The sequence below is a fragment of the Marinobacter sp. F3R11 genome, from assembly GCF_003318275.1.
Lineage (GTDB): Bacteria > Pseudomonadota > Gammaproteobacteria > Pseudomonadales > Oleiphilaceae > Marinobacter.
In genome coordinates this window covers 222,532-235,479 of sequence record NZ_QOCH01000003.1, presented here as the reverse complement: position 1 = coordinate 235,479, position 12,948 = coordinate 222,532, and the positions used below count along the sequence as shown (strand labels likewise).

Below are 12,948 nucleotides of genomic sequence, written 5' to 3'. Positions count from 1 at the left end.
AGATGAATACCAATAAGCATCGATACAGCTCTGACCAGCCCTCAGCTGAGGCATACCTGATCGCATCGAGACGGTGTGAGCTGATGAATCTTCAGCACTTTCTACAGATGGGAAAGCTGATACAGAGCATCAGCAACCTTGTGCATGGGCTGCAGAGGGAACGAGGCGCGTCCAATATCTTTCTCGGGTCGAATGGCGAAAAGTTTGGGCCGGAGCGCAAGGCTATCGCCGAAGAGTCTGCGCAGTTACGCTTTGTTTTCGAACAGGCCCTTGCAGAGATTCATGTAGAACTGACAACTCATTCTGTCAGTAGTCACTTGCTGGCCCATATTGCCAGCGCGCTTCACGGATTGGAGAGTCTGCCCGAGCTGCGCAAGAGGATAGAGACGCGGGCGCTGAAAGTACCCGAGGCAACTGAACTCTTCTGCACTCTTATTCACCGACTGATCGCGGTTGTATTTGAGGCGGCGGATACTGCAGTAGATCCTTCGCTTGCGCGCTTGTTGGTGGCCATGGTGCATTTGATGAATGGTAAGGAGTTTTGTGGCCAGGAGCGCGCAACAGGCTCTGCCGGATTTTCCGGGGGAGGTTTTGATACGGCACTGATTCAGCGCATGACGCACCTTGTTGAAGCGCAGGAGCGGTGTTTTGAGGTGGTTCTCGGGTTTGCAGATGAACAAAGCTGCCAGCAATTGCAGAGCCTTCTTGCGAATGATCGTGAAAAGGAAATTGGGCGCCTTCGGCAGTTCGGATGTTCTGTCGGGCGTTATAAACCTCTGGATTCCGAGCTCGCAGACCAATGGTTTGCGCTGATGAGTGAGCGTATGGACGAGCTCAAAAAGGTGGAGGAATCGGTGGAAACCAGCTTTCATGGGCGCTGTGTCGAGCGATTTGCCGAAGCCCGGAGTTCTTTGGCACACCATGAGACACTGATAGCGTCACTTGATCAGCCGGAAGATGCTACGCAGCCCCTGCTGGTTCTGTGTGAATCAGGCAGCAATGGAGAGTCCCGGGCAAGTGAAGCCTGGAGTAGTGGTGGGATCGGGCAGCAGTCCGGGCGCTCGATTTTTGATCTTGTACAAGAGCAGTCACGCCGGCTTCAGCAGATGAGTGAGGATTTACAGGGTGCCAAGGAAGCGCTGGAGGATCGGAGAACCCAGGAAAAAGCAGTATTGTTGTTGATGAACCACCGCAATATCACTAATGATGAGGCCCACCGGGTTCTGCGAAAGCTGGCCATGGATCAGGGTAAAAAACTGCCCGAGGTTGCCCGGGCATTGGTGTCTATGGCGGATTTGCTGAAGTAGGCGGCTTGCCCTGATATTTGTGGTCAGCCGTGCGCCTTTTTTATGTTTTCTGCAGCGGCGGGCCTGTCCCGGCGTGGTGCGATGCTTTCCAGTTTTCGCTGCTTTTCGTAGAGGAATTTCAGAACCTCCTGCCGGTAGTGTACATATGTGGGGTCATCGGCCAGAGTAACCCGGTTGCGAGGCCTTTGCAGATCGATATACAGATCTTCCCCGACCACGGCCGCTGGCCCGTTGGTCATCATGATGATGCGGTCAGACAGCAGCACTGCCTCGTCCACATCGTGGGTGATCATAATTACTGTGTTGTTCAGTTCTTGCTGAATGTCCATCAGGGAATCCTGCAGGTGGGCCCGGGTTAGTGCGTCCAGAGCACCGAATGGCTCGTCCAGCAGCAGTACACTAGGCTTCATGGCGAGTGCACGAGCAATACCAACCCTTTGCGCCATACCACCTGAGATTTCGCCCGGCCGTTTGTTGGCTGCGTGGGCCATATTCACCAGTTCCAGGTTGTGATGAATCCAGTCCCGGCGCTCTTGTTTTGCCATGGACTTGCGGAACACCTGTTGTACTGCCAGTTCGACGTTCTCGTATACCGTCAGCCAAGGCATAAGTGCGTGGTTCTGGAACACTACTGCCCGTTCAGGGCCCGGAGAATTGATCTCATGGCCATCCAGAATACAGCCGCCTTTGGTAGCCTGTAGCAGGCCTGCGACAATATTCAGGACGGTGGACTTACCGCAACCGGAGTGACCGATCAGGGAGACAAATTCACCTTTTTTGATTTTCAGGTTGATGTTGTCCAATGCCATGAATGAGCCTTCAGGCGTATCAAACGCCATTTCGACACCGGTCAGTTCTAAATGAGGTTTAGTCATGATCGTCTCCGTTATTCGTTCCAGGCAACTTTTTTCTGGATCATCAGCATGATGCGATCCAGCAAGAAGCCAATAAAACCAATGGTCAGCACCGCCACCATGATCCTGCTCAGGGACTGACTGCTGCCATTCTGGAATTCATCCCAGACAAACTTACCGAGTCCGGGACTCTGCGCGAGCATTTCAGCAGCAATCAGCACCATCCAGGCGATGCCCAGCGACACCCGAAGTCCTGTGAAAATCATTGGTACGGATGATGGCAGTACCACCTTTCTCACATGGGTCCAGGGTGACAGCCTCAGAACCCGGGATACGTTCAGAAGGTCGGGGTTTACCGCAGCCACACCAACGCCGGTATTGATCAATGTTGGCCAAAGACTGCACAGGGTGACTGTGATCATGGAGGTCAGGAACGACTTTTCGAACATCGGGTCGTCACTGACGTAGGCTGCAGAGACCACCATGGTGACCAGTGGCAACCAGGCAAGTGGTGATACGGGTTTGAAAATCTGAATCAGAGGGTTGATCGCTGCCTGCAGATATTGGTTCAGGCCTAACACGATACCCAGTGGTACGGCGATCACGGAGGCAAGCAGGAAGCCGGCCATTACAGTAATGAGGCTGGTGACGATCTGGTCCACAAAAGTAGGGGCTCCGGGGTAGCCCCGGATCTTGACAGGGGCCTCTGGATTGTCGGCCAGGATGCGGGCGTTTCTTTCTTCCTGCATGGTTACGAATTTATCAGCCCGTTCCCGCTGGTCGATATGCTCCTGCCAGAGTTGTCCACTCTGCTCCCAGACCTGTGCCGGCCCGGGGAAGGCCCCCAGTGAGGTGTTCACCTGGGGGGCGGCCAGATGCCAGAATCCGAGAAAGATAAGGATGCCAGCTATCGGCAGTATTAACTGCTTGCAGGCCTGGGCCAGTCTGACTCCAGTGAGTCGTTCTGTCTGGGTTTTAAGCCAGAGAGACGTGCCGGCTCCGGAACCTGAGGTGGTTAGCGTGCTCATGTCATTCTCCTGGTTGCGGCCGGTTACGGGGTATCCGTGCCTTTCAGGCCAATATCAAAACTGTCTATGTATGCGTTGGGCTGAAGCGGTGTGAAGGTGACTCCGTCAATCAGCTCGCCCTGAGCCGGGCGGACAAAATTTTTCTGGCTGAAGTCGGGAAAATCCTCGGCTTTCATTAAGCCATCGTTGATCAGGGACTTGGCGGCTTGTGTGTAGATATCTCCGCGGTAAACCTGTGCGGCAGTTTTCATATACCAGTCGTCGGTCTTTGCATCCGGGATCTGGCCCCAGCGACGCATCTGCGAGAGGTACCAGATGGCATCGGAGGGGTATGGGTAGGTGGCGTGATGGCGGAAGAATACGTTGAAATCAGGCACTTCCCGAACATCGCCTTTTTCATACTCGAAGGTGCCGGTCATGGAGTTGGCAATAACCTCTGCATCGGCACCGACGTAACTCGGCCGGGCCAGGATTTCTACAGCCTTTGCGCGGTTGGCGTTGTTGTTTTCATCCAGCCAGTAGGCAGCCCGGATCAGAGCCCGAAGCAGGCGCAAATGGGTGTTGGGGTTGTCTTCGGCCCAGGATGCACTGACGCCAAATACCTTTTCCGGGTTGTTGGGCCAGATTTCGTAGTCGGTGATCACCGGAACACCTATGCCCTTGAACACAGCTTGCTGATTCCAGGGTTCGCCTACGCAGTATCCCTGTATAGTGCCGGCTTCCAGAGTGGCGGGCATTTGCGGCGGCGGTGTGACAGACAAGTGAACCTCCGCGTTCAGAGTACCGCTGGTGTCGCCACGCTGGGGTGCATAGTAGCCAGGGTGAAGGCCTCCCGCTGCCAACCAGTAACGCAACTCGTAATTGTGAGTGGATACCGGGAATACCATGCCCATGCGAAAACGCTCGCCCCTGGCATGGAATTCTTCCACAGCCGGTTTCAGGGCAGTGGCGCTGATCGGATGCACTGGCTTGCCGTCTTTCTGTGGGATGTTCTGGTTCATGGTCTCCCATACATCGTTGGAGACGGTGATGCCGTTGCCGTTCAGGTCCATACTGAAAGCAGTAATGATGTCCGCCTGGGTGCCATAACCGATGGTCGCCCCCAGAGGCTGGCCCGCCAGCATGTGGGCTCCGTCCAGTTCGCCGGTAATAACCCGGTCAAGCAATACCTTCCAGTTGGCCTGGGCTTCCAGTTCGACAAACAGACCTTCGTCCAGAAAAAAGCCTTGTTCCCAGGCGACGGCCAGTGGCGCCATGTCTGTTAATTTGATGAAGCCAAGTTTCAGGTCCGGTTTTTCGGCGGGGGCAATTTCTGCATGGGCTATGCCGGTGTATGCAAATATGGAGACTGCTGTGATCAGTTGGGCCAGTTGATTGAATGTTCTGGTGATGGTGCAATTCATGAGTTCTTACCTCGTGACATTCTTTTAGCCAAAAAAAAGCCTGCCCTCCGTTGCCGGAGGGCAGGCGTCTATGCCGGTTTAAACTTTGTAGTCTCGAATGATCTGTTTTGAATAGTGCACAGCGTGTGCCAGTGACAGAAAACTAATTTAAAACAACAGGTAAGCAATTATCCTCCAGGTAAGTGGATGTTGGAGGCAGTTTTTTCTGGGTTGTTTTAGTGCGGGTTAGTTGCCTTTTGCACCATTTTAAAACGAGTTCCTGGCGCCTGGTTCACTCTGGTTCAGGTTAATTTGCGGGAGGTATGCACTGTCGCCGGGCCTCCGGGGCAAACTCCGGTGTCTGGAGGTGCACTGGCCTTGTTATTGCAGCCTCCCCCGGAATCAAAGGCAAAGAGGATGTAGCGTGGATTCCAAGGCTGAACAGCTAGTCAGCACCCGGACGACTTGCCCTTATTGTGGTGTGGGTTGTGGTGTCGTGGCCACCCCTTCCAAAGTAGCCGGCGATGAGAGCCACCCTGCGAATCAGGGGCGGCTGTGTGTGAAAGGCTCGGCGTTGCAAGACACTCTGGTGCCCAACGGAAGGTTACTGAAGCCCCGGATAGGGGGTGAGGATCGAAGCTGGCCACAGGCCATCGAGGCGGTGTCCGATGCTATTCGTGATGCGGTCAATAAGTACGGCCCGGGCTCTGTAGCTTTCTACCTGTCAGGGCAGTTGTTGACTGAGGACTATTATGCCGCCAACAAACTCGCAAAGGGTTTTGTCGGGACACCTCATGTTGATACCAACTCCCGCCTTTGTATGTCCTCTGCTGTGGCTGCCCACAAACGGGCTTTTGGCGAGGATTGCGTTCCAGGGTGTTATGACGACCTGGAACTCGCGGATCTTATCGTGCTGGCGGGCAGCAATGCCGCCTGGGCGCACCCGGTTCTCTACCAACGCATGCAAGCTTCTCAGCGGCCCGGGCGCCGTGTGGTGGTCATTGATCCCCGCCGGACAGCCACTGCAGAGCTTGCGGACCTGCACCTCAAACTGAAACCGGGTACTGACACAGTTCTGTTTAACGGTTTACTGGTGTGGCTGGAGCAACACGGCGTAACAAACCCGGGATACATTGAGGAGCATTGTAACGGCTTTGAGGAAACATTGGCGTGTGCACAAGAGGCTGCACCATCGGTGGTTTCGGTTGCAGCCCAATGTGATCTTGATGAAGATGACGTTGAAAAGTTCTATCGCTGGTATGCCGACACCCCTCGAACGGTGACCGCTTTTTCTCAAGGGATTAACCAGGCGGCAACTGGCACCGACAAGTGTAACGCCATAATTAACTGCCACCTGGCAACAGGGCGTGTTGGCCTGCCGGGTGCCAGCCCCTTTTCCCTGACCGGTCAACCCAACGCCATGGGTGGACGGGAAGTCGGAGGCCTGGCTAATACCCTGGCGGCTCATATGGAATATGATACTCCGGGTGCTCGCGAGCAGCTGGCTCAGTTCTGGGGCACGGAGTGCCTGCCGGAAGCTCCTGGCCATAAGGCTGTTGATCTATTTGAAGCCGTGCACCGCGGTGACATCAAGGTGCTCTGGATTATGGGTACTAATCCAGCGGTTAGTCTGCCGGATTCAGCGCGGGTTAGTGAGGCGCTGGCGGCTTGTCCAACAGTAATTGTGTCTGACTGCATGGCGCATACCGACACCACAGCCTTTGCCGATATTTTGCTTCCGGCGGCTGGCTGGGGTGAAAAAGATGGCACTGTCACCAATTCTGAACGCTGCATTTCCCGCCAACGTTCCTTCCTGTCTTTGCCCCCGGAGGTTCGGCCGGACTGGTGGATACTGGCTTCGGTTGCGCACGAGTTGGGGCATGCAGCGGCTTTTCCGTACCAGAGCTCTGCGGATATTTTTCGGGAACACGCTGCGCTCTCGGCCCTCGCATGTAAGACCAGCGATGGGCGTCAGGCTTTTGATATCGGAGCCTTGTCTCGATTGACCGATGCTGCCTATAACCAACTGGAGCCGGTTCAGTGGCCCGTCAGTCTTGATGAAAAGGGTGTTGCAACCGGCAGGCTCCGTTTATTTTCTGACGGGCGTTTTGCCACCAACGACGGGCGGGCGCGGCTCGTGCCCATATCTTCGGGACTACCCTGCCAGAGCGTAACTGGCGACTACCCACTCGTGGTCAATACCGGCCGGATTCGTGATCAGTGGCACACTATGACACGTACGGCACTTGCTCCGCGGCTTTTGGCTCATCGCCAGGAACCATTCGTTGAAATTCACCCGGATGACGGGCTCCGCCTTGGTATCCGCGAGGGGGCGTTGTGCAGACTCACTGGTCCAGGGCCAGAACCGTTTGTCGGTCGGGCCCGAATCACGTCAGATCAGCGGCCAGGTGAAGTATTTATACCGATACACTGGAGTGATTGTTTTGCTTCACAAAGTGTAGCGACGAATCTGATCAGCGCAATAACAGACCCTATCTCCGGGCAGCCAGAGAGTAAGCATGGTGTTGCCAGCCTTTGCCGGCTCGACAGCCGATGGCAAGCCAGGCTGATGCGGCGTACTGAAAGTGAAAAGGCCTATGAGTGGGACAGGTTATGTGGCTACTGGTCCCGACAGCCTCTTTCCCATAGTGAGAGCTGGTGGCTGGCAGGCAGTCAGGCAGTTGACTGGAAAAGCGAAGCGAAGACCTGGCTGGGAGGCGACCCCCAGCTGATTATGGCTGATTTCGCACAGGGGAGGTTCCGCGCGGCCCGGGTGATTGATGGCCGGCTGGATGCAGTTCTGCTGGTCGATCGTGAGGTTGCCCTGTTTCCGGATCTGGCATGGCTCGACCAGTGCTTTGCGGCAGAGCAGCTGAGCCCGGAGCAGCGACAGTGCCTGCTTGCAGGGCGGTCGGTCGAGACAGAAGACATAGGGGCGGTGGTGTGCAGCTGTTTTCAGGTGGGTGATCGCCAAATTGTCAAAGCTGTTCGCGGGGGGCAGGCAACGGTTGAAGAACTTGGGCAAGCCCTGAAATGTGGCACCAATTGTGGTTCCTGTATTCCTGAAATTCGTGAGCTGTTGCAGGCCGAGACACCAGATAGCGTGCAGATCGTGTCCTGAAACAGGCTTCAGTGCGTTCTTTGCAGCATCGATAGGGGAACGCGGTAGCGCTGTCCCTGGAACTTGCCTGTGCCTTTCACAGTGCAGGTTTTCCGGTTGACGCGGATGATCTCGCCTTGGAACTCCTGAGTACCGGAGACAAACATAACCGGGTCATCTACCTGCCAGGGCGAAGGCTGGAGTGCCGGGTCGGGGAGTTGGAACTGGGCGTTGGATAAAGGCACCTGGTGTTCACTGGCCCGCGTTGCCAGTGCTTCCCGGGTTGCTTCTGCAAGACCACTCTCATGCAGTTCATCAAGAATGTTGTAAAAATGCCGGTTGTGCACCGAACCGCGATAGCGTTTCCCGGCACTGTGTTGCAACAGATGCGCAAACTCGTGGCAGCAGGTGTGGGCCAGCAGATTCAGTGTGCTCAGCTCGCCGCTGAAATATCCCCGTTTCTGGATCTCCCGTGTAGAAAGCCAGCCACTGGCCGTAACCGGCTGATGCTTGGCCTGAATCATGCGAAGGCCGTAGGTAATCTGGTGCAGCTTTCGCTGCGGATCAAAGCGGTGGTAGGTGGCCTGGCCAGAGCCCACCCGGCACACCAAGGAACTGCCAGAAGCCCTTTGCTGAACCCAGTCTGCGGCGGGTTGCCAGAGAATCTGTGTGGTAACCATGCACATCAGTTCGCCGAGCTTTTGGGCTTGAGGTTTCGGATCGCTCATATTGATTGAAGGGCTACACGCCTCATGATCTGATAAATAGGGCTGGATAAAAGTATCAACCAATTTACTAGATTCTCGGGATTGAGTCAGACAAAACGTCGCCAGATAACAATAAGTGGTGACAATTTGTCTGTATTCGGCGCGTTAAGTACCAGACGAGACCGTCTCGGCAATTTTATCAAACGCACCTTCTGGAAAGCTGAAAATAAGGATGGAGTCGGGGTGCTCCTCACTGAATAAATACCCGGTCAGATAATTACGCTACTCTCAGTAAATCCTGTTGAAACCGATTGTCCGTAAAATACCCTCATGATTGCTCTGGTCTTATCAATATCCTCGCCCGAAAGCTGAGTATCCATATTTTCATCCTTGAAAAAGTAAGAAGGGCCCCCGCAGGAGCCCAATATTGTATTTCTTACGCTTCGATCGGCGAACGCCAGTCGTCTGAACCGGAAGTGCCGGCAACAACGTGTTCCCAGGTTACTTTGCGGTAGGACAGGGATACGGTGACCAGCTGAGTGAAGTCAGCAGCGGCAGCGTCCTGGCAGTGTGGCATATTGCAGTTGATGTCGATAATGGTGGCATCTTCCAGGATGGTCGAGAAGAAATGTTCCTGCTTGCCTTCAACGGAAGTGCGGTACCACTTCAGCTCAACCTTCGGCAGCATTTCGCCGGAAGCCAGAGCGTTATACATCAGCGGTGTGGATTTGTTCAGTGCAGATGTGAACTTGAACGGCTTGTGTACACGCTGACCTGAAGGCTGGCCGGATTGTGGATCTGTAGGAACGGTAACAACGTGGCTGAATTCCTGAACCAGCACTTCGTCTTCGTGACCTTCTACGTAGATGTTACCGACGGAATCGGACGTGAATGCACCAGCGGTGATGTTGCCCTGGGTTTTACCTTCGATAGCGATATAACAAGGGGTTGGCATAGTCTGCTCCATGACATTTAGTTGATGTTCGCCCCGGGTTGTTCCCCGAGCGCATTTACTTAATTACAAGGTGCATGCCAGATTATTAAACTTATTAAAAAACAATAAATTATGTGTTTTTTAGATGGCGGTGCGAGGATGCGGGCAAACCCTTGCCTGATATGCAGGCGAGCCTTTGCTGATCGGGCAAGAAATTGCCCGGATCTTTGTTAGTAGGCGAATGAGAGTATCAGAGCGAGTAGCAGTAAAGCGGACAGCCCTTGCCAGAAGCCTACCGGATGGCGTTCGATCAGGGGTTTCCGGTGCTGCTGTTTCCAGTGATGACTTGGCTGGCGCAGCTCAAACAGGAATTCTGACAGTGCCGGATAGCGTTTGTGGGGCTCGGGATGCAAAGCCCTGCTCAGGGCTTCGTCAACCCAGTCTGGCAGATCCTCCCGGTACAGGCGGGCAGGATGATAGCTGAGCCGGCGCAACTGGCCTCTGTTGCGAATTCCCGGTACACGGGTGCCATAGGGTAATTGGCCTGTCAGCAGTTGATAAGTGATCACCCCAAGAGAGAACTGATCCGCTTGCCAGCTGACGGATTCTCCCAGAAAAGCCTCAGGTGCGCTGTAGAGTGCTGCACCCCGGGGCCAGGCGGGTTCGTCATGCTCCTGGAGTTCCTGAAGGCCGGCGATACGGGTGGCTCCGAAGTCGATCAGTACCACTGTGCCCTGTTTATCGATAAGAATATTTTCCGGTTTCAGGTCCTGATGCACCATTTCCAGCCGATGAAAAGCCCGTAGTCCCCTGGCTATCTGTTCTACCAACTGGCGTACTGTTTCCAGACCAGGCTTCGGGTTGTCCAGCAGCCATTGCTTGAGGCTGGTCCCCTGCACGTACTCGGTAGCGAGATAAAGGCAACTGCGTTGCCGCTCCGGAGCAAAGGGCTTCACTACATGGGGGCTGTTGATGCGCTGGGCCACCCATTGTTCGGTGGAAAAGAGATCCAGAGCTCCGGGGTCCTGCTGCATTTCCATGGCAGGCACTTTCAGGGCAACCTGTCGATCGCTGGCCTGGTCCACTGCCAGATAGACATGGCTGCGGCTGCTGGCGTGAATCTGGCGGAGAATCCGGTAGCCGTCCAGCATTTGCCCCGGTATCAGCTCCGGGGCGAATGGCAGTTGATGGGCATCCAGAGTGATTTCTTTATTGCTTTTACTGGCGGGGATGGAGTCCACCCGTACAATCTGTGCGCTCAGGTTATCTTCGCTGCCATTTCGCAAGGCTGTTGCGATCAGCTGCCTGGCAGCGGTGTCCGGGTTATCGGACCCACGGATGATTCGGGCCATGTCCTGCCTGGGCAGGTGTTCATATACGCCGTCAGTTACCAGCACAAAGGTATCGCCGGGCCATACCGGAAGGGTCAGGTAATCGATATCCAGGTGTGAGTTCAGTCCCATGGCCCGATTCAGGCAGCTGTCATCCCGGGACAGCCAGACCCGGTGATCGGTGGTCAGTTGTTCCAGGGTGTTGCCCTGTACCCGGTAGATGCGGGCATCTCCCACGTGAAATAGGTGGGCAGTGGCAGATTTCAGAATCAGCACGCTGAAGGTGCAGACATAGCCTCGGTCCTGATCATACCTGTACCTGCTTTGGCGGGTTTGGGCGTGCAGCCAGGAGTTACTGGCCCGCAGCACTCTCTCGGAGGACTGTTTGACTGACCAGCTGTCTGGTGTCGAGTAATAGTCACTCAGAAAACCTGTGACAGTGGATTCGCTGGCAATCTGGCTGACGTTACTGGAGCTGATGCCGTCGGCTATGGCTACTGCGATGCCTTTGGAGAGGAGCTGATGATTGTCTGGCATTATCAGGCCATGAAAGTCCTGATTGACCGGTTTCCGGCCCTTTTCCGAATGCTGGCCGACGGTAACTGAAAGCTGGCTCGTCATAGGTTGCTTTGCCTCAGGCTAGAGCACAAAGCCCGGAGGGTGCGGCCCCCGGGCTTTGTGTCTGCAGCAATCGTTCAGTTGGAGCGGGCCAGTTCGCCAGTGTAACTGCCAGGCATGGTGCGTTTGGGTGCTGTACGAATGTGTGTGGTGTACAGGGTGAGACCGGTAAAGGACAGGCCGCCTACCAGGTTGCCCAGTACAGTCGGGATCTCATTCCAGAAGAAGTAGTCCATGATGGAGAACTCTCCGCCCATCATCAGGGCAAACGGGAACAGGAACATGTTGACGATAGAGTGCTCAAAGCCCATGTAGAAAAACAGCATGATGGGCATCCACATGGCCAGCACCTTGCCTGGGACCGTTGTCGATATCATGGCGCCAACTACGCCCATGGAAACCATCCAGTTGCACAGCATGCCGCGCAGGAAAATTGTCATCCAGCCGGCAACTCCGTATTCGGCATAACCCAGGGTCCGTGCCTTGCCGACACTGGCAATTTTGTCGCCAACAGCGCCGGGGTCTGTATTGAAACCGTAGGTGAAAACAAATGCCATGATGATGGCCACTGTCAGTGCGCCGCCAAAGTTACCCAGGAATACCCAGCCCCAGTTGCGGAGTATACCTTTGGTATCAACTCCCGGGCGTTTGTCCAGCAGGGCCAGAGGCGTCAGCATGAATACCCCGGTAAGTAGATCAAAGCCCATCAGGTAGAGCATGCAGAAGCCTACAGGGAACAGCATGGCCCCCGCCAGCGGGCTGCCGGTCTGGACGGCTACGGTAATGGCAAACACTGCAGCCAGAGCCAGAATGGCACCGGCCATGAAAGCCCGGATCAGTACATCCCGGGTGGCCATGTAGATTTTTGATTCACCGGCGTCCACCATTTTGGTGACGAATTCCGAAGGCATGATGTAAGACATAACGTAAACCCCTGTGCTTTCCAGGCTGTCTTTTCGACAGGCGAAAAAAAACGGCGCTGCTCACTGGCTGCCGTTGGTTGGCAGGTGTGAGCAGACGCCGTCGTCTGAAATAAACTTTGTGTGGGCAGACCATCAAAATCTGCTGAATAAGCCTGAGCAGATGCCGTGCCAGTCTTTGGAATTTCCGATAAAAACGTTTTTATTCAGAGAGTAAGGGGGGAGTTGGCAGTCATGGGTGGGTTGGGTTGTACAGAATTTTCCGCACCGGCCCAGTGCGATTCGCGCTGCAATGGTGCGGAATTCACCGCAGGCTGAACCTGACGGGCAGTGCATAACGAAAGGTACGTCCGGTCATGCCCGCAGGCACGGCAGGCAGAGGCGCAGCTTGTTCGAGCATGGCAAGGGCTGCTTCGTCCAGCAGTGTGTGTCCGGATGTTTTTCGCAGGCTATGGCCAACAAGTGAGCCGTCCCGGCGAAACTCGAAGGTTATGACCGGAGCGCCTTCCTGCCCGAGCCTGCGGGCCCGGCGGGGGTACTCATAAAAGCGCGAGAGGTGTCTGCTGAGTTTTGCCAGGTAATCATCCACAGCGGACGGATCGCCGGCACTTTGCAATGGCACAGACGACTGTGACTGGGCGTCACCATTTTCGGAGGCTGGCTCGGAGGCATCGCTGGTTGCCGTCTCTGTTACCGGGCTATCAGTTTGTATGTCGGTAGCTATAGATGTCTCTGGCTCCGCTACCATTTCTGGCTCTGGCTCTGGC

The 12,948-nt window shown here is 55.2% G+C and carries 10 protein-coding genes; 2 read left to right on the top strand and 8 right to left on the bottom strand.

Features of this window, described 5'->3' with window-relative positions:
* Positions 1–2 precede the first annotated feature (2 nt).
* The gene (locus tag DS878_RS01110; RefSeq protein ID WP_113814095.1) at positions 3–1,307 is read left to right on the top strand and encodes a nitrate regulatory protein; all 1,305 of its coding nucleotides are present in this window, start codon (positions 3–5) and stop codon (positions 1,305–1,307) included.
* Positions 1,308–1,330: 23 nt separating this feature from the next.
* Here DS878_RS01110 and DS878_RS01105 read toward each other — a convergent pair whose 3' ends face one another.
* The 3 genes from DS878_RS01105 to DS878_RS01095 are packed head-to-tail and all read right to left on the bottom strand — an operon-like array spanning position 1,331 to position 4,592.
* Positions 1,331–2,182 carry an ABC transporter ATP-binding protein gene (locus DS878_RS01105; protein WP_113814094.1) on the bottom strand — a complete coding sequence of 284 codons (852 nt, stop codon included), beginning with the start codon at positions 2,180–2,182 and terminating at the stop codon, positions 1,331–1,333.
* Between the two features lie 11 nt (positions 2,183–2,193).
* On the bottom strand, positions 2,194–3,189 hold the full coding sequence (locus tag DS878_RS01100; RefSeq protein ID WP_113814093.1) for an ABC transporter permease: 996 nt from the start codon (positions 3,187–3,189) through the stop codon (positions 2,194–2,196).
* A 23-nt stretch (positions 3,190–3,212) separates the two neighbouring features.
* A complete protein-coding gene (locus DS878_RS01095) occupies positions 3,213–4,592 on the bottom strand; it encodes a CmpA/NrtA family ABC transporter substrate-binding protein (RefSeq protein WP_113814092.1) in 1,380 nt (459 codons plus the stop codon).
* A gap of 403 nt (positions 4,593–4,995) precedes the next feature.
* Between DS878_RS01095 and DS878_RS01090 the strand changes: the two genes are divergently transcribed.
* Entirely contained in the window at positions 4,996–7,692 is a 2,697-nt protein-coding gene (locus DS878_RS01090; protein WP_113814091.1) for a nitrate reductase, read from the top strand.
* Positions 7,693–7,700: 8 nt separating this feature from the next.
* Here the strand turns inward: DS878_RS01090 and DS878_RS01085 are convergent, their stop codons facing one another.
* The 5 genes from DS878_RS01085 to DS878_RS01065 form a co-directional block, all read right to left on the bottom strand.
* Positions 7,701–8,399, bottom strand: a complete 699-nt coding sequence (locus DS878_RS01085) for a hypothetical protein (RefSeq protein WP_113814090.1) — start codon at positions 8,397–8,399, stop codon at positions 7,701–7,703.
* Positions 8,400–8,814: 415 nt separating this feature from the next.
* Entirely contained in the window at positions 8,815–9,333 is a 519-nt protein-coding gene (locus DS878_RS01080) for an Hcp family type VI secretion system effector (RefSeq protein ID WP_113814089.1), read from the bottom strand.
* 209 nt (positions 9,334–9,542) lie between these two features.
* Positions 9,543–11,264 (bottom strand): bifunctional protein-serine/threonine kinase/phosphatase, encoded by a 1,722-nt coding sequence (locus DS878_RS01075; protein ID WP_113814088.1) that lies wholly within the window; start codon positions 11,262–11,264, stop codon positions 9,543–9,545.
* Positions 11,265–11,338: 74 nt separating this feature from the next.
* Entirely contained in the window at positions 11,339–12,184 is an 846-nt protein-coding gene (locus DS878_RS01070) for a formate/nitrite transporter family protein (protein ID WP_113814087.1), read from the bottom strand.
* 301 nt (positions 12,185–12,485) lie between these two features.
* Positions 12,486–12,948, bottom strand: a 463-nt coding sequence (locus tag DS878_RS01065) for an energy transducer TonB (protein ID WP_148707056.1), incomplete at its 5' end; no start/stop codon positions are given.

Bases quoted from the DNA above. Each gene is read 5' to 3' on its own strand.
- DS878_RS01110 (WP_113814095.1), top strand. From the start codon at position 3: ATGAATACCAATAAGCATCGATACAGCTCTGACCAGCCCTCAGCTGAG.
- DS878_RS01105 (WP_113814094.1), bottom strand. From the start codon at position 2,182: ATGACTAAACCTCATTTAGAACTGACCGGTGTCGAAATGGCGTTTGAT.
- DS878_RS01100 (WP_113814093.1), bottom strand. From the start codon at position 3,189: ATGAGCACGCTAACCACCTCAGGTTCCGGAGCCGGCACGTCTCTCTGG.
- DS878_RS01095 (WP_113814092.1), bottom strand. From the start codon at position 4,592: ATGAATTGCACCATCACCAGAACATTCAATCAACTGGCCCAACTGATC.
- DS878_RS01085 (WP_113814090.1), bottom strand. From the start codon at position 8,399: ATGAGCGATCCGAAACCTCAAGCCCAAAAGCTCGGCGAACTGATGTGC.
- DS878_RS01080 (WP_113814089.1), bottom strand. From the start codon at position 9,333: ATGCCAACCCCTTGTTATATCGCTATCGAAGGTAAAACCCAGGGCAAC.
- DS878_RS01075 (WP_113814088.1), bottom strand. From the start codon at position 11,264: ATGACGAGCCAGCTTTCAGTTACCGTCGGCCAGCATTCGGAAAAGGGC.
- DS878_RS01070 (WP_113814087.1), bottom strand. From the start codon at position 12,184: ATGTCTTACATCATGCCTTCGGAATTCGTCACCAAAATGGTGGACGCC.